17 protein-coding genes and 1 pseudogene are annotated in these 15,394 nt (G+C 61.3%); 7 read left to right on the plus strand and 11 right to left on the minus strand.

Annotation, left to right across the window (positions count from 1 at the left end; genetic code table 11):
• Positions 1–101 precede the first annotated feature (101 nt).
• Positions 102–908: an undecaprenyl-diphosphate phosphatase gene (locus MUU54_RS16275; protein ID WP_247245079.1), complete on the plus strand. Its 807-nt coding sequence runs from the start codon at positions 102–104 to the stop codon at positions 906–908.
• 3 nt (positions 909–911) lie between these two features.
• On the opposite strand, the gene MUU54_RS16280 is transcribed toward MUU54_RS16275, so the two are convergent.
• The 11 genes from MUU54_RS16280 to dnaN all read right to left on the minus strand — a co-directional run bounded on the left by MUU54_RS16280 (position 912) and on the right by dnaN (position 9,405).
• Positions 912–1,079 (minus strand): hypothetical protein, encoded by a 168-nt coding sequence (locus MUU54_RS16280; RefSeq protein WP_247245080.1) that lies wholly within the window; start codon positions 1,077–1,079, stop codon positions 912–914.
• A 93-nt stretch (positions 1,080–1,172) separates the two neighbouring features.
• A complete protein-coding gene (locus tag MUU54_RS16285; RefSeq protein WP_247245081.1) occupies positions 1,173–2,591 on the minus strand; it encodes a TRAP transporter large permease in 1,419 nt (472 codons plus the stop codon).
• Positions 2,588–3,172 carry a TRAP transporter small permease subunit gene (locus MUU54_RS16290; RefSeq protein WP_247245082.1) on the minus strand — a complete coding sequence of 195 codons (585 nt, stop codon included), beginning with the start codon at positions 3,170–3,172 and terminating at the stop codon, positions 2,588–2,590. Before MUU54_RS16290 ends, MUU54_RS16285 begins: the two co-directional genes overlap by 4 nt.
• Before the next feature lie 86 nt (positions 3,173–3,258).
• On the minus strand, positions 3,259–4,392 hold the full coding sequence (locus tag MUU54_RS16295) for a TRAP transporter substrate-binding protein (protein WP_247245083.1): 1,134 nt from the start codon (positions 4,390–4,392) through the stop codon (positions 3,259–3,261).
• A gap of 141 nt (positions 4,393–4,533) precedes the next feature.
• Positions 4,534–4,698 carry a hypothetical protein gene (locus MUU54_RS16300; protein WP_247245084.1) on the minus strand — a complete coding sequence of 55 codons (165 nt, stop codon included), beginning with the start codon at positions 4,696–4,698 and terminating at the stop codon, positions 4,534–4,536.
• Positions 4,699–4,889: 191 nt separating this feature from the next.
• Positions 4,890–5,870, minus strand: a complete 981-nt coding sequence (locus MUU54_RS16305; protein WP_247245085.1) for a complex I NDUFA9 subunit family protein — start codon at positions 5,868–5,870, stop codon at positions 4,890–4,892.
• 101 nt (positions 5,871–5,971) lie between these two features.
• Positions 5,972–6,259: a DUF1330 domain-containing protein gene (locus MUU54_RS16310; protein WP_247245086.1), complete on the minus strand. Its 288-nt coding sequence runs from the start codon at positions 6,257–6,259 to the stop codon at positions 5,972–5,974.
• A 25-nt stretch (positions 6,260–6,284) separates the two neighbouring features.
• Entirely contained in the window at positions 6,285–6,977 is a 693-nt protein-coding gene (gene pyrF / locus MUU54_RS16315; protein WP_247245087.1) for an orotidine-5'-phosphate decarboxylase, read from the minus strand.
• The gene (locus tag MUU54_RS16320; RefSeq protein WP_247245088.1) at positions 6,964–7,563 is read right to left on the minus strand and encodes a histidine phosphatase family protein; all 600 of its coding nucleotides are present in this window, start codon (positions 7,561–7,563) and stop codon (positions 6,964–6,966) included. The genes pyrF and MUU54_RS16320 overlap by 14 nt, the downstream gene beginning before the upstream one ends.
• Before the next feature lie 7 nt (positions 7,564–7,570).
• Positions 7,571–8,167: a phospholipid N-methyltransferase PmtA gene (gene pmtA / locus MUU54_RS16325; protein ID WP_247245089.1), complete on the minus strand. Its 597-nt coding sequence runs from the start codon at positions 8,165–8,167 to the stop codon at positions 7,571–7,573.
• 119 nt (positions 8,168–8,286) lie between these two features.
• Entirely contained in the window at positions 8,287–9,405 is a 1,119-nt protein-coding gene (gene dnaN / locus MUU54_RS16330; protein WP_247245090.1) for a DNA polymerase III subunit beta, read from the minus strand.
• Positions 9,406–9,654: 249 nt separating this feature from the next.
• Between dnaN and rsmI the strand changes: the two genes are divergently transcribed.
• The 6 genes and pseudogenes from rsmI to MUU54_RS16360 all read left to right on the plus strand — a co-directional run bounded on the left by rsmI (position 9,655) and on the right by MUU54_RS16360 (position 15,349).
• Complete coding sequence (gene rsmI / locus MUU54_RS16335; RefSeq protein ID WP_247245091.1) at positions 9,655–10,578, plus strand: 16S rRNA (cytidine(1402)-2'-O)-methyltransferase; 924 nt, start codon at positions 9,655–9,657, stop codon at positions 10,576–10,578.
• A 6-nt stretch (positions 10,579–10,584) separates the two neighbouring features.
• Positions 10,585–10,926: pseudogene (locus MUU54_RS16340) on the plus strand (YraN family protein); the annotation flags it as partial.
• Between the two features lie 125 nt (positions 10,927–11,051).
• A complete protein-coding gene (locus MUU54_RS16345; RefSeq protein ID WP_247245092.1) occupies positions 11,052–12,350 on the plus strand; it encodes an extracellular solute-binding protein in 1,299 nt (432 codons plus the stop codon).
• Between the two features lie 103 nt (positions 12,351–12,453).
• Complete coding sequence (locus MUU54_RS16350) at positions 12,454–13,383, plus strand: ABC transporter permease subunit (protein ID WP_247245176.1); 930 nt, start codon at positions 12,454–12,456, stop codon at positions 13,381–13,383.
• A 10-nt stretch (positions 13,384–13,393) separates the two neighbouring features.
• Positions 13,394–14,236, plus strand: a complete 843-nt coding sequence (gene ugpE, locus MUU54_RS16355; protein ID WP_247245093.1) for a sn-glycerol-3-phosphate ABC transporter permease UgpE — start codon at positions 13,394–13,396, stop codon at positions 14,234–14,236.
• Between the two features lie 12 nt (positions 14,237–14,248).
• Positions 14,249–15,349, plus strand: coding sequence for a sn-glycerol-3-phosphate import ATP-binding protein UgpC (locus MUU54_RS16360; RefSeq protein WP_247245094.1), 1,101 nt, complete (start codon positions 14,249–14,251; stop codon positions 15,347–15,349).
• Positions 15,350–15,394: the final 45 nt, after the last annotated feature.

Genomic DNA, 15,394 nt, shown 5'->3' on the forward strand with positions numbered 1-15,394 from the left:
CAATAACGCAGCTATATGGGTTTGGTAAGAGGCAAGGCAAGCAAGCTGCGACCTCCGGTTCCGTCAGCCTAGCCTGCGGACCATCAAGAAAAGGGTAAAGAATGCCGGAAGCATCGATCGTCAGTGCTCTTGTTCTCGGATTGATTGAGGGACTGACGGAGTTCATACCCGTGTCGTCAACGGCACATGTTCTTCTGGCAGGCCATTTTCTCGGCTTCGAATCTCCCGGCAACACCTTTGCGGTTTTGATCCAGCTCGGTGCCATTCTGGCCATCCTGCTGGTCTATTTCCGCCGCCTGCTGGACATCGCTCTCGACCTTCCGACAAGCCCCAAGGCGCGGCACTTTGGCCTCGCCGTGCTCTTGGCCTTCCTGCCGGCGGCCGTGATCGGTGCGCTGGCGCATGATTTCATCAAGACGATCCTGTTCGAAACGCCGGCTCTGATGTGTGTCGTGCTCATTCTCGGTGGCATCGTTCTCCTGCTGGTCGATCGCATGCCGCTGCAGCCGCGCTACACGGACGTGACGGATTATCCGCTCTCTCTCGCCTTCAAGATCGGCCTGTTCCAGTGCCTGGCGATGGTGCCGGGAACCTCGCGTTCTGGCGCGACGATCGTCGGCTCTTTGTTGCTCGGCACGGATAAGCGCTCGGCGGCCGAGTTTTCCTTCTTTCTCGCCATGCCGACGATGCTCGGCGCCTTCACACTCGATCTCTACAAGAACCGCGACGCCATCAGCTTCGACGACGGCGCGGTGATCGCCATCGGCTTCGTCGCAGCCTTCGTCACCGCGCTTTTCGTCGTGCGGTCACTGCTGAACTTCGTCTCCAGCCGCGGTTTTGCGCCGTTCGCCTGGTGGCGAATCTTCGTCGGTATGGCGGGCCTGATCGGCCTCTTCGTCTTTGGCTGACCGTCAGCCGTGGTCGTCACGGCGATGGTAGAAGAAGAGATCATAGCCGGCGAAGGCGACGGTCACTCCGATGACGATCAGGAGATCGATGCGCGGGACCTTCCAGAGCAGAATGCCGAGGAAGCCGCACAGCACGAGGAACCCGCAAAGCGCGAGGGCGCGGTCTCTCATTCCGTTCTCCTTTCCGCCGGAGACGCAGTACCGGAAGGGTGATCCAATTGGATGGCAAGGCTCGCCGCAGTCGAACCGGCGGGCAAAGTTTCGTCAGCGGCCATAGAACACCTCCGGCAGGTAGAACACGATCTGCGGGAACATGTACATCAACGACATGCTGATGAAGACCATCGCCACGAAGGGAAGGACCCCTTTGAAGATCTGCGTCAGCCGCACCTCCGGCGGCGCAATTCCCTTCAAGTAATAGGCCGACATCGCCATCGGCGGCGTCAGGAACGAGGTCTGCAGGTTCAGCGCCACCAGGATGCCGAAGAACAGCGGGTCGATGCCGAACATGTCGAGCAGCGGCAGGAAGATCGGCACGAAGATGATGATGATCTCCGACCATTCAAGCGGCCAGCCGAGCAGGAAGATGATGAACTGCGCCAGTAGCAGGAACTGGAACGGCGTCAGATCCAGACCCTGTACGAACTCCGAGATCACCTGCTCCCCGCCGAGATAGGAGAAGACCGACGAGAAGGTGTAGGAGCCGACGAAGAGCCAGCAGACCATGGCGGTTGTTCTGACCGTCAGGTAGACGCTTTGGCGCATCCGCTCCCAACTCATCGCCCGATAGGCGACAGCCAGCACCATGCCGCCGAGAGCGCCGATTGCAGCCGCTTCCGTCGGCGTCGCAAGCCCGAAGAGAATGGAGCCGAGCACGGCCAGGATGAGCACCGCGAGCGGCAGGAAGGACGTCACGATCATGACCGCGAGCTTCAGGAACGGCACGTCCGGCACCTCGTCCGCCGTCGGCTTCGGCGCAGCGCTCGGCTGCAGGATCGAGCGGCCGACAATGTAGACGAGATAGAGCCCGACGAGCGTCAGCCCCGGCAGCAGCGCCGCTGAATAAAGCCGCACGATCGAAGTGCCCGACGCTGCCGCGTAAACGATCAGCATGATGGAAGGCGGGATCAGGATGCCGAGCGTTCCGCCGGCGCAGATGATGCCGGTGGCGAAGGAGTGGTCGTAGCGCGCCTTCAGCATGGCGGGCAGCGCGAGCAGCCCCATCAGCGTCACAACCGCTCCGACGATGCCTGTCGCCGTAGCAAAGAGCGCGCAGGTGATGAGTGCCGCCACCCCCATGGAGCCGGGAATGTTCTTCGAGGCGATGTTGAGCGTCGAAAACAGCCGATCGACGATGTTGGCGCGCTCAACGATATAGCCCATGAACAGGAAGAGCGGCACAGCCGTCAAAACGTCGTTCGACATCACCGTATAGGTCTGGTTGATGAAGAGGTCGAAGACACGATTGCTGAAGAAACCTTCGATCCACAGGCTGGTGCTGTCCCACCAGCTGGCGGTCTCGTCGAGACGGTTAAAGGCCCGCCACATGCGGCTTGGCTCGAAATAAGCGTAGTAACCGAAGCCGATGCCCATTGCCATCAGGGTGAAGGCGATCGGAAATCCGAGAAACACGATGAAGATGAAAAGGCCCAGCATCAGCAGGGCGACTTGAGGATCGGTCATGCCTCGCCTCCGGCCGTCTTGCGCTGCTGGCCCTTCATCAGGGTCGCCTCCGTTTCCTCGACGTCCTCCTCCGCCTCCATCCACTCGCCGTCACGAATACAGCAGATGCAGCGGAAGACCTGGGCGACGCCCTGGATGAAGAGCAGGATGCCGGCCGCCACGATCGCCGTTTTGAACTGGTAGATCGGAATCCCTGCCGGGCTGTTGACACTCACCTCGCCATAGCCCCAGGAGCGCGAGGCATATTTCCACCCGGCGAAGATGAGGGCCGTGACGCCGGGGAAGAAGAAGATGAGGTAGAGCACAAGGTCCACCATCGCCTGGGTGCGAGACTTCCAGAGCCGGTAGAGAAAGTCTCCGCGAACATGGCCGCCGCGAGAGAGGGTATAGGCGCCGCCCATCATGAAGAGCGTGCCGTACATGATGAAGGAAACGTCAAGCGCCCAGGGCGTCGGCCTTCCCATGATGTAGCGGACGAAGACCTCGTAGCTGGTGCCGAAGGTCATCAGAACGATGAGCCAGGCGAAGGCCTTGCCGAACCAGGCCGACAATGAATCTGCAAATCGGATGAATGTCACCATCGATGCGTGCGTCTTTCACTTGAGGGACATTCGGCAGGGGCGGCGTGCCCCTGCCGGAGACCAAGACATGCAATCGAGAATGAGGCTCAGAGCTTGAGCTTGTCGGGGAAGTAGTGCTTGTAGGCGAGAGCGTAGTCAGGCGAGTTCATCAACTCGTAATAGGTGACCCGCTCCACCCACTGGCGCTGGCTGTCCAGCACCCGCTTCATGAACTCGTCCTGCTCCAGCTCGGCGATCAGCTCGTCCCAGGCCTGAATCTGCGCGTCGAGGATGTCCTGCGACGTGCGGTGGACGGTAACCCCGGAATCTTCCTCCAGCTTGCGGAGGTCGGCCGAGTAATTGTTCATCGCCGATGCCGTGTTGGCGGTCGATGCAGCTTCCACCGCATAGCGGACGATCGCCTGGAGATCCGGCTCCAGATCCTCGTAGAAGCCCCTGTTGAACAGGAACTCGAAGGATTCCGAGGCCTGGTGGTAGGACGACAGGTAGTAGTTCTTGGCCACGTCCTGCGCGCCGAAGCGAAGGTCTGAAGACGGGTTGTTGAACTCGAACGCGTCGATGACGCCGCGCTCCATGGCCGGGACGATCTCGCCGCCGGGAAGCTGGGCGACGGACATGCCCATCTTCTGCATCAGGTCCGCGGCGAGCCCGACGGTGCGATACTTGAGCCCCTGGATGTCGTTGACGGTGTTGACTTCGTTCTTGAACCAGCCGAAGGGCTGGGCGAACATCGGGAAGCCCAGGTAGCCGACGACTTCTAGGCCGAGGATGTCCTGCTGCAGTTCGCGGTAGAACTCGTTACCGCCCCCTTCATAGAACCAGGACAGCATGGTCGTGGCCGAACCGCCGAAAACCGGTCCTGTGCCGAACAGCGATGCGCCCTTGTGCTTGCCGTACCAGTAGACCGGAACGGAATGAGCTGCATCGATTACGCCATCGTGGCATGCGTCGAGCACCTGGAAGGCACCGACCACGGCGCCCGCCGGAAGCAGGTCCACCGTCAGCCGACCGCCCGACATGGCTTCCACGCGCTCGGTAAACTGTCTGGCGAAATCCATCCAGATGTCCGAAGCAGGCCACGAGGTCTGCATCTTCATCACCATTGGCGATTGTGCCAGGACGGCGGGTGCGGCCAGAGTGCCTGCGGCAGCTCCACCTGCGGTTGCGCTTATTTTCAAGAACGATCGGCGCGTGTGCGCCTTCTCTGACTTTTCCATCATTTTCTCCTCCCAATGGGCGGGCTATTGCCCTTGTCCCGCTGGGGAGTATTCCGGAAAAGAACATCAACTTCAATAGAAGCGACCTGCCGGTGCCTCAATTAAGCGTGCGCCGGCGCGATTTCAGACAAAAGTATGGGAGATTCAACGAGCTTTTGCGGCCGGAATGGAGGCGGTGCTGCAGGGGTCGACGCCATAAGCCGGTGCACATTCGCCATTGCCGGCGGCGCCGGTCTTCGGCGCGATGAACGAGCCGGCAAGAATGGTAAGTGCCGCGCACACAAAGAAGAGTGCGATGGGCTTGCCCATGGAAGTGTGCCTTTCAGAAAGACGCGTGACGTCAGGAACGTGTTGTAGCCGCAGCCGTGTATTGGTCTGCAGTGTCGTTTTCAATAGCGGAAGTTGCTGAATCGGCCGTTAATGGCAGACTGTTTCAGGATGCGGCGATTGTGCCACATCGAGTGCCTTCTCAGGTGCCACGACGAGGGAAAGACGCCGCTTCAGGCCGCCTTGCCGGTATTGGTGAACTGTCCCTGCGGACGGTACTGAATCAGGTAGGACGGCACCACCGAAGACAGGAGCGTCGGGTTGATGCCCATACCCTCGAGCGTCCGACCCTCGTCGATCGCAGCCTTCGAGACGACGTTGTCGTGCTTCAGCAGTTCCACCTGATCGGCTGTGATCGGCGGCGTGATGAGCGGTACGAGCGAGGCAACGCTACCGAGCAGCGAGGCAATCGGAAACGGCAGCGAGACGAGCGCGCGCTTGCGGCTTGTCGTGCGCAGCACCAGTTCGAGGATCTCGCGGAACGTCAGGATTTCCGGTCCGCCAAGTTCATAGATCCTGCCGCCGGGGATGACGCCGTCGACGCCGAGAGCCACCGCCTGTGCCACGTCTTCGACGTAGACAGGCTGAAACCTGGTCTTGCCGCCGCCGATCAGGGGAAGGGCGGGGAACATCTTCGCCATGCCGGCGAACTTGTTGAAGAAGCTGTCTTCCGGACCGAAGACAATCGACGGGCGCATGATGACGGCGTCTGGAACGGTGGACAGGATAGCGGCCTCTGCGCGAGCCTTGCTGCTGGCGTAGCTCGACTCTGAGCTCTGCTCCGCGCCGATGGCGGAGATGTGAACCAGCTTGGCGCCGACGGCACGAGCCGCCTCTGCGACGGCGCGGCCACCGAAGTCCTGGACGGCCGAGAAGGAATTACGGCCGCTTTCGAACAGGATGCCGACGCAGTTCACCACGAAGGAGGCGCCCTCGACGGCACGATCCACGGACTGGCGATAGCGCAGGTTGGCCTGCACCAGGGAGATCTGCCCGACATAGCCATAAGGCAGCAGGAAGCCGGCAAGATCGGGTCGCCGCACAGCAACCCGGATACGATAGCCACGCTTGACGAGCGTGCGCACCACGTGGCGCCCGACAAAACCCGATCCGCCGAACACGGTAACGAGGGGTGGCAGGTTGGACACGGTCATGATGCTGCTCCGGGAGCTATGATGGTCGGATTGTTATCGGTCTCTTAGACCAAATGCTCCGCGACGGGAAGCCGGAGAAATGCCGCATTCAGCGGCCCGCCTCAGACGCCCTCGACCACCACCATCTCGGCATCGGCGACTTCCTGGCGGATCTTTGCCGCGGCCTGATATTCCGGGGAATTGTAGCAATCGACGGCCGCCTGCAGGGAGGGGAACTCGATGACGACGTTGCGGGCGCGCGCACCGCCTTCCAGCTCGACGAACTCCCCGCCACGGGCAAGGAAGTTTGCGCCAAAGCGCTCGAAGGCCGGTTTCGCCGTGGCTACATAATCCTTGTAGCGCTCGGCATCGCGCACGTCGACGCGTGCGATCCAGTATCCTTTGGCCATGACGATCTCCTCCTTAAAGCTGAACTTAGAGCGCGCCGGCCATCTCATCCAGGATTGCGCGGGCGGCGGCCTTTGGATCCTGCGCCTTGACGACGGGGCGACCGACGACGAGATGGCTGGACCCGGCGCGCAGCGCATTGGCGGGCGTCATAACCCGTTTCTGGTCTCCGGCATCCGATCCGGTTGGCCGAATGCCGGGCGTTACCACGCTCATCTTCTGCCCGACGATCCACCGAACTTCCGCGGCTTCTTCTGCCGAGCACACGATGCCGCCCATGCCGGCGTTCCGCGCCTGCTCGGCCCGGCGCAGCACCAGCGTTCTGGGGTCACTGTCATAACCAGCTTCCCGAAGATCCGCCTCGTCCATGGAGGTGAGAACCGTGACGCCGAGAAGAGTGAGGTCCGAGCCCCTGGCTGCGTCGACGGCTGCGCGCATCGCCTTCGGATAGGCGTGCAGCGTCAGCATCGAGACTCCCATCTTGGCGATGTTCTCGACACCCTTTGCCACCGTGTTATCGATGTCGAGCAGCTTCATGTCGAGAAAGACCTTCTTACCGTCCGCGATAAGATCGCGGGCAAAGTCGAGGCCGCCGGCGAAGACGAGTTGGTAGCCGATCTTGTAGAAGGAAACATCGTCGCCAAGGGCCGTAACCAGATCTCGAGCCTCGTTCACGATGGGACTATCCAGGCCAATGATCAGGCAGTCACGTGCGTCCATGTCCAAATCCCTTCCACTCTTCCATCGGCGTCCAGTCGCATGCCAGATGGCGGTTCGCAAGGGAGAAGGCATAGAGATTGCCGCCGCCGGCGGGCTGGTCGCGATCTCGTGCGATCGCTTGTCCGCTGAGGTGGCACTTCAAAAGGGTGCCGACGCCGCCATGGCCGACAAAGGCGATTGGCTCGGACGGGTTGTGTTCGTCAAGGATGCGGCTGACTGCGGAAACGATGCGTGCCTGTGCATCCATGGCGCGTTCCCAGCCGTGAAAGCTGTCGAACGGATGCGCGAAAAACCAATCGGCAGCCTTCTCGAACTCCTCCGGCGGCAGGAAGCCGGTGGCGGACCGATCGTTTTCGTGCATGTCGGGCACGACCTCGACAGAGATGTCCAGGAATGACGCCAGGATTTCGGCGGTCTCGATTGCCTTGTGCTCGGCGCTGGAGACGATGCGCTGCAAGGCCGCCACCCACGGCTGCTGTGCCGTGGTCAGTGCCCGCGCACGGCCCACCTCAGACAGTCCCCACTCGGGAACGGCTATGTCGGGATCGATCCGGACCTGCGGGTGCGTGATATAGACCCCGAACATGAGCGATCTAGCCTCGGCTATACACCCACAACTGGGCGGGCGGGATGTTGCGGACGATGAAGTCTAGGTGCTTGATCTGGAAGCGTTCGGGCCGTGCATCGATCGGTGAGACCGGGCTGTAGGTGATCTGCACGACGGGCCTGCCTGCCGGCATACGGTCGAGCAGATCCTCCAGAAGCGCAATGCGTCGCTCCATCGGGAAGCTCAAGAGCGGAATGGCCGAGATCACCGCATCGAACGTTCGGTCCTTCCACTCGCCGAGGGTCCGGTCGAGGTCGAAGGCGTCTCCATTGATGAAGTTTACGCCTGGGATGGTGCGGGTGAGGTGCTGGAAGAAATCGGTCGAGTATTCGACGGAGACGAGATTCTCCGGGGCAATCCCGCGATCGATGATCGCCTTTGTGATGATGCCGGTTCCGGGGCCAAGCTCCAGAACGGGCAGTCCGGAGGAGGGCTCGATCACGCTTGCCATGCGCTTGGCCGTGACAGCGGAGGTGGGCAGAATGGCACCGACGCTCTTGGGGCCATCGATCCATCCCTTGAAGAAGCGGATTTCCTCGTCGAACTTCCGGCCCAGTCGTTCCTTCAGTCGCATGTCTATCATTCCTCCTCCAAGGTCTCTCGCAGTTATGCGCAGCCAATGACGCAAAAACAAGGCGGAATGTCGCAGGCAGAAAATTCTACAAAAAAAGCGGCAGGAGTGACTGCCGCTTTTCGCGGGATCTATACGCGCATCGGCATCAGGACATAGAGCGCATCGTCGCCCGCCGTATCGCGAACCAGCGTCGGCGAGCCGGCATCTGCCAGCATGAAGATCGCGTCTTCGCCGGAAAGCTGGGCCGTGATGTCGAGCAGGTATTTGGCGTTAAAGCCGATCTCCAGCGGATCGTTCTCATAACCGACGGCGACCTCTTCCGTCGCACTGCCGGAATCCGGGTTGTTCACCGTCAGCGTCAGCTGGCCATCCGTAAGTGCCAACTTGACGGCACGGCCGCGTTCCGAGGAAATCGTCGAAACGCGGTCGACGGCGCGCGTGAAGCTCTGGCAGTCGACGCGCATTTCCTTGTCGTTGTTGGTCGGGATGACGCGCTGGTAGTCGGGGAAGGTCCCGTCGATCAGCTTGGACGTCATCACGATCGAGCCGATCGTCAGGCGGATCTTGGCGTCGGAAACCTCGACGGCGACGGTTGCGTCAGGATTATCGACGAGCTTCTGCAGTTCCCCCACCGTCTTGCGCGGAATGATGATGCCGGGCATGCCTTCCGAGCCGGAGGGGGCGTCGACATCGGCGCGGGCGAGACGGTGGCCATCGGTGGCGACGGCGCGAAGCTTCAGGTCGCCACCTGCCTCGATCGTGTGGAAGAAAATGCCGTTCAGGTAATAGCGGGTCTCTTCCGTCGAGATTGCAAACTGAGTGCGGTCGATCAGCATCTTGAGATCGGTCGCCTTCAGCTTGAAGGTGTGCGTGAAACTACCGGCCGTCAGGTCCGGGAAGTCCGCTTCCGGCAGGCATTGTAGCGTGAACTTCGAGCGGCCCGACTGCACGGTCATGGAGCCGCCGTCCGGGTTGGTCACAAGCAGGACCTCGGAACCGTCCGGCAGCTTGCGCACAATTTCATAAAGCAGATGCGCCGGCACGGTGGTCGCACCCGGTTGCTCCACCATGGCAGCAACGGCCTCGGTGATTTCGAGATCCAGGTCCGTCGCCTTCAGTTCCAAGTCGGCCCCGCTGGCTCGCATCAGGACGTTCGACAGGATCGGAATGGTGTTTCGCCGCTCCACCACACGGTGGACGTGGTTCAGCGACTTCAGGAGGTTGGACCGCTCAAGAGTAATACGCATGGACGCTACCGCTTTCGACAGGGCGCGCCTGGGACGACGGCGCCCGTATAGTTGCCGGCCTCGCAGGGGCCGCAAGATGTGGACGCGCAAAATGGCAGAAGATTTACCCATAAAGCAAGAGCCGCGACAACGCTGCGCATGGCGATGGTGAACTTCCCCCGGCGATCCACAGCTTAGCGCGTTTCACGCCCTCCTTGCGGATGCGCCCTCGGGTGCCATAAGAGGAAAGGCCCCTCCAATTTGCCGAGCATGTCTTTGAGCGACGACAGGAATACGACCGCCCGAACCTACCGGATCGCCAACATGGCTATTCCGGCGCGCCCGCTCGAGCCGGCGCTCTATCTCGTGGCGACGCCCATTGGAAATCTCGGCGACGTGACCCTTCGCGCACTCGAAACACTGGCGGGGGCGGACGTGCTCGCCTGCGAGGACACTCGGGTGACGCGCGTACTGCTCGACCGCTATGGCATCGTCAATCGACCCTTTGCCTATCACGAACACAACGCCGATGAGGCCGGTCCTAAGTTGATCGCGGCGCTGGAGGAGGGGCGATCGGTGGCGCTGGTCTCCGACGCCGGCACGCCGCTCGTCTCGGATCCCGGCTACAGGCTGGGGCAAATGGCGATCGAGGCGGGACACACGGTCGTACCGATACCAGGCCCTTCGGCGCCGCTCGCCGCCCTTGTTGGCTCCGGCCTGCCTTCCGACGCTTTCATGTTCGCCGGCTTTCTTCCGGTCAAGGACAAGGGCAAACGCGATCGGCTCGCGGAGCTCTCCCGCGTTCCGGCAACCCTGATCTTCTTTGAGTCTCCGCACCGCATCGGCGCCAGCCTCGCCGCGGCGGCCGACGTCTTGGGGCCTGGTCGGCGCGCCGCCGTCTGCCGCGAGTTGACCAAGACCTATGAGGAGTTCCAGCGCGGAACTCTGGAAGAGCTAGCGGTGCATTATGATGGCCGTACGGTGAAGGGTGAGATCGTCCTCTTGATTGCTCCGCCGGAGATCGACGATGTTCCAGGTGCGATGGAGGTCGACGTCCTTCTGCGGGAGCTGGCGGCCACCATGTCGACCTCCAAGGCGGCCGCCGAAGGTGCGCGGCTGACTGGGCTTTCCAAGAAGGACCTCTACCAGCGGCTGCTGGCTTTGAAGAAAGAAGGCGGTGGCGAAGGCTCCTGACCGGCTCGGCGCCGGGCGGAGAGGCGAGGGCACCTGGCGGAATATTTCGCTGCCTTCTATCTGCTCGCCAAGGGCTACCGGCTCGTCGCCTTGCGCTACCGCACCAAGGCCGGCGAGATCGATCTGATCGTCCGCAAGGGCGACCTAGTGGTCTTCGTCGAGGTGAAGGCGCGTGCGGGCGAGCAGGAAGCGGTCGATGCGGTCAGCTTTACTGCACAAAGGCGCATCGGGGCCGCAAGCGAGATCTGGCTTTCAACGCAGCGGGATGCGGTCAAGTTGTCCAGCAGATACGACATCGTGGTCGTTATGCCTCGCCGGTTGCCAAGGCATTTTCCGGACGGCTTTTAGGTTTTTGAGCACGTTTGCAAACGCTTGGTGGCTTGTCACCTGCCTGACATGAAACCGTTAAGGCCCTGTCACTTGCCGCCCCTATTGGCTTGCTCACCGATCAACCAGTGGGAAGGGACCAAGTCATGATCACGAAATTTTCCATGGCCGCTCTTGCGGTCACATTCTCTGCCACGTCTTCGCTGGCCGCAACCAACATCACCTGGTGGCACGGCATGGGTGGCCGCAACGGCGAAGTCATCAACGAGATTTCGCAGAAGTTCAACCAATCCCAGAGCGAGTGTGCACTGACACCCGTTTCTAAGGGCACGTATGAAGAAGCGCTCGCTTCCGGCATTGCTGCCTTCCGTTCCGGCGAGCAGCCGAACATCCTGCAGGTGTTTGACGCAGGTGCTGCCACGATTATCAACGCCAAGGGCGCGACCGTTGCCGCCGAAGACCTGATCAAGGACGCCGGCTACGACTTCAACCGCGACGACTTCATCGAAGGCGTCCGCTACTTCTACGCCGATTCCGATGGCAAGTTCGTCGGCATGCCGTTCAACTCCTCGGCGCCGATCATGTACATCAATGACGAAGCCTTGAAGAAGGCCGGCGTCGAGGCGCCGAAGACCTGGGAAGAGTTTGAAGCGATCGCTCCGAAGCTCAAGGAAGCCGGCTACATCCCGCTCGTCCAGTCGCAGCTGACCTGGGAGTTCACCGAGAACTTTTTCTCGCGCCACAACCTCCAGTTCGCCTCGAACAACAACGGTTACGACAGCGTCGTCGACACGACGATCAACGTCACCGATCCGAACCACGTGATGATGTACGAGAAGCTGAAGGACTGGCACGACAACGGCTACTTCGGCTACTACGGTGCCGGCTGGTCGGACAACCAGAAGCCCTTCGAAGAAAACAAGGTTGCCCTCTGGATCGGCTCGTCCGGCTCCTTCGGCGGCCTGCAGAAGACGGCTCAGATGCCGTTCTCCGCAACCTTCCTGCCCTACTGGAAGTCGGTAAACCCGGAAGGTGTTCACACTTTCATCGGTGGCGCCGCGCTTTTTGCAATGTCCGGCAAGTCCGAAGCCGAGAACAAGTGCACGGCGTCCTTCTTCCACTTCCTGACCTCGCCCGAGATCCAGAAGTTCTACCACCAGGCTACCGGCTACGTCGCCATCACCGAGGCTGCCTATGAACTGGCCAAGGAAGAGGGTTACTATAAGGAAAAGCCTGCCGCCGAAGTCGGCATCCAGCAGCTGCAGCTGCCGAGCGGCGAGTGGAACAAGGGCTACCGCCTCGGCTTCTACCCGCAGATCCGCACTATTATGGAACGCGAATACAACGGCATCTTCGCTGGCGAAACATCGGTCAAGGACGCGATGGAAACCATCAAGAAGGAAGGCGACGAGCTGCTCGCCCGCTTCGCCAAGACCGCCGGCTGATTTGAGCCTCTGAATGAACAGGCCAGGCCGCCCTGAAAAGGAGCGGCCTGGCTTCCCGTAAGGAGGATATGCCTTGGCCTATGTCGCGCCATCACCCCGGTTCCTGCCCTGGCTCACCCGCAAGCCGCGCCCGAAGGTCTTTGCCGAAGGTGCCAAGCGGGTGCAGTTCTCGTCGCCCGTCCTCCCCTATCTCTTTCTCGCGCCGCAGCTTGCGGTGATTTTCATCTTCTTCTATTGGCCTTCCGTCCAAGCGGTCAGCTCATCCTTCTATATCGAGGATCCGTTCGGCTTCGGCTCCACCTTCGTGGGCATGAGCAACTACACGGACGTGCTGACGAGCGCACAGTATCGCGGGATTGCGCTGTTCACCGTGGTGTTCACGGCCCTGGTCACTTTGTTCTCGCTGTCCATCGGCCTCCTGCTGGGGGTGAAGGCGGATGCGGTGATCCGCGGCTCCTCCGCCTATAAGACCATGCTGATTTCCGTTTATGCGATCGCTGCACCCGTGGCGGCCCTGATCGGCATGATGTTCTTCGACCAGCATATCGGCCCGTTCGTCGAAGTGGCGAGCTGGTTCGGCTGGGACATGCGCGTCGGCTTGAGCTATTCCGATACCGCCTTCGCGATGATCGTCGTCGCCGTCTGGAAGCAGGTTCCCTACAACTTCATCTTCTTCCTGTCCGGGCTGCAGAGCGTGCCGGTTTCGGTGCGCGAGGCGGCAGCAATCGACTGCAAGTCCGGCTTCCGCCGGTTCTGGACGGTGACGCTGCCGCTGCTGGCGCCAACCGCCTTCTTCCTGCTGATCATCAACGTCACCTATTCGCTCTTCGACACCTTCGGCATCATCGACGTGATGGTGAAGGACAAGGCGGCGAACAACCCGATCACGCTCGTCTACAAGGTCTACGAGGACGGCTTCCGCGGCAACGATCTTGGCAGCTCCTCGGCCCAATCAGTCATCTTGATGATCGTCGTCTTCGTGCTGACGATCTTCCAGTTCCGCTTCGTTGAGCGGCGCATCCACTACACCTGAGGGCAAGACGATGCAGAAAAACAAGCTCTCCGACCATCTGGTGCTGATCCTCGGCTCGCTCTTCCTCATGGTGCCGGTCGTGGTCGCCTTCATGACCTCGACGCATGCGGCCGCCGACATCCACAGCAACGGTCTGTCGCTGACATGGGGTGGCAACTTCGCAGAGACCTACGAAAAGGTGCTCACCCGCGAAGGCGGGTTCACCGGCCAGGTAACCGGGTCGCGCATGGTGATGAATTCCTTCATCCTCGGCATCGGATTTGCACTGGGCAAGATCGTGCTGTCGATGCTGGCGGCCTATGCGATCGTGTACTTCCGCATGCGGTTTGCGACGCTCGCCTTCTGGGTGATCTTCACGACGCTACTTTTGCCGCTCGAAGTGCGCATTATGCCCTCCTACCAGGTCATGTCCGACCTCAGCCTGCTGAACACCTACACAGGCCTGATCGTGCCTCTTCTGGCGTCGGCTACCGGCACATTCTACTTCCGGCAGTTCTTCAAATCCGTGCCGGACGAACTTTTGGAAGCGGCGCGCATCGATGGTGCCGGTCCGATCAAGTTCTTCATCGACGTGCTCGTCCCCCTGTCGCGGACGATGATCGCGGCAATCTTCATCATCATGTTCGTCTATGGCTGGAACCAGTATCTATGGCCGATGCTGATGACGACGGACGAGCGCTTCTTCACCCTGATGCGCGGCATCAAGCAGATCCTGCAGGTCTGGATCGGCTCCCAGATCCCCGATTACAATGAGGCCTTTGCGCTGGCGGTGCTCGCCATGCTGCCTCCCGTGGTGATCGTGGTGATCTTCCAGAGCTGGTTCATCAAGGGCCTGACCGAAAGCGACAAATAAGGAACACGTGTCATGGCATCCCTCGACATCAACCAGGTTTCCAAGATCTATGCTGGCGGCAACAAGGCGGTCAACTCCGTTGACATCACCATCCAGGACGGCGAGTTCATCGTGCTGGTCGGCCCCTCCGGCTGCGGAAAGTCCACGCTTTTGCGCATGGTAGCGGGGCTGGAGGAGATCTCCGAGGGAGAGGTGAAGATCGGCGGCCGCACCGTCAACACGATTGAGCCGGCCGAGCGCGACATCGCCATGGTGTTCCAGAACTACGCATTGTATCCGCATATGACGGTGCGGCAGAATCTCGAATACGGGCTGAAGAATCGCAATACGCCGCGTGCCGATATCGATGCGCGGGTTGCCGAGGCAGCCCGCATGCTCGAGATCGACCAGTATCTCGACCGCAAGCCGCGTGCGCTCTCTGGCGGCCAACGTCAGCGTGTCGCCATGGGCCGCGCCATCGTGCGTCAGCCGGCGGCCTTCCTGTTCGACGAGCCGCTCTCCAACCTCGATGCCAAGCTTCGTGTCTCCATGCGTGGTGAGATCAAGCGCCTGCAGCGCCGCCTCGGCACGACTTCCATCTACGTCACTCACGATCAGCTCGAGGCGATGACGCTTGCCGACCGCCTGGTGGTGCTGAATGGTGGCCGGATCGAGCAGATCGGTGCCCCACTAGAGGTCTATCACCAGCCGGCCTCCACCTTCGTCGCAAGCTTCATCGGCTCTCCGGCGATGAACCTCGTGCAGGGCGAACTGCACGGCAATCGCCTTGCGGTCGGGCCATCGCTTCTAACGCTGGGCGGGCACGCACCGACGTCCGGGGAGGTCACCGTGGGGTTGCGTGCGGAAGACCTGCGGGTCGCTTCGTCGGACGAGGAAGGCCTGCAGTTCCGCCTGGATTATGTCGAAGAACTCGGCTCGCAACGTCTGGTGCACGGCCACGTCGGAGACCAGGCGCTGACGGCGTCCATGGCTCTCGATGTCGCGCTCGCCGACGAGATGAAGCTGGCGATCGATCCGCGGCGGCTGCACTTCTTTGCCCGTGACACCGGCAAGCGCATCCATGCGCCGGGAACGGCTCCGGCAAGTCAGCCGTCCGTCATGGAAGTCGCTTGACGGCGGGTTGAGCAGCCGTTGCCTTTGACGGTCCGTCGTCCTACA

Origin of the sequence: Pseudorhizobium tarimense (assembly GCF_022968135.1) — a bacterium.
GTDB lineage: Bacteria > Pseudomonadota > Alphaproteobacteria > Rhizobiales > Rhizobiaceae > Neorhizobium > Neorhizobium tarimense.

What these genes read in the sequence shown, in the direction of transcription:
- rsmI (WP_247245091.1), top strand. Translation starts at nt 9,655, where the DNA reads ATGTCTTTGAGCGACGACAGGAATACGACCGCCCGAACCTACCGGATC.
- ugpE (WP_247245093.1), top strand. Translation starts at nt 13,394, where the DNA reads ATGCAGAAAAACAAGCTCTCCGACCATCTGGTGCTGATCCTCGGCTCG.
- MUU54_RS16360 (WP_247245094.1), top strand. Translation starts at nt 14,249, where the DNA reads ATGGCATCCCTCGACATCAACCAGGTTTCCAAGATCTATGCTGGCGGC.
- MUU54_RS16275 (WP_247245079.1), top strand. Translation starts at nt 102, where the DNA reads ATGCCGGAAGCATCGATCGTCAGTGCTCTTGTTCTCGGATTGATTGAG.
- MUU54_RS16345 (WP_247245092.1), top strand. Translation starts at nt 11,052, where the DNA reads ATGATCACGAAATTTTCCATGGCCGCTCTTGCGGTCACATTCTCTGCC.
- MUU54_RS16295 (WP_247245083.1), bottom strand. Translation starts at nt 4,392, where the DNA reads ATGATGGAAAAGTCAGAGAAGGCGCACACGCGCCGATCGTTCTTGAAA.
- MUU54_RS16285 (WP_247245081.1), bottom strand. Translation starts at nt 2,591, where the DNA reads ATGACCGATCCTCAAGTCGCCCTGCTGATGCTGGGCCTTTTCATCTTC.
- MUU54_RS16305 (WP_247245085.1), bottom strand. Translation starts at nt 5,870, where the DNA reads ATGACCGTGTCCAACCTGCCACCCCTCGTTACCGTGTTCGGCGGATCG.
- MUU54_RS16310 (WP_247245086.1), bottom strand. Translation starts at nt 6,259, where the DNA reads ATGGCCAAAGGATACTGGATCGCACGCGTCGACGTGCGCGATGCCGAG.
- MUU54_RS16300 (WP_247245084.1), bottom strand. Translation starts at nt 4,698, where the DNA reads ATGGGCAAGCCCATCGCACTCTTCTTTGTGTGCGCGGCACTTACCATT.
- pyrF (WP_247245087.1), bottom strand. Translation starts at nt 6,977, where the DNA reads ATGGACGCACGTGACTGCCTGATCATTGGCCTGGATAGTCCCATCGTG.
- MUU54_RS16290 (WP_247245082.1), bottom strand. Translation starts at nt 3,172, where the DNA reads ATGGTGACATTCATCCGATTTGCAGATTCATTGTCGGCCTGGTTCGGC.
- dnaN (WP_247245090.1), bottom strand. Translation starts at nt 9,405, where the DNA reads ATGCGTATTACTCTTGAGCGGTCCAACCTCCTGAAGTCGCTGAACCAC.
- MUU54_RS16280 (WP_247245080.1), bottom strand. Translation starts at nt 1,079, where the DNA reads ATGAGAGACCGCGCCCTCGCGCTTTGCGGGTTCCTCGTGCTGTGCGGC.
- MUU54_RS16320 (WP_247245088.1), bottom strand. Translation starts at nt 7,563, where the DNA reads ATGTTCGGGGTCTATATCACGCACCCGCAGGTCCGGATCGATCCCGAC.
- pmtA (WP_247245089.1), bottom strand. Translation starts at nt 8,167, where the DNA reads ATGATAGACATGCGACTGAAGGAACGACTGGGCCGGAAGTTCGACGAG.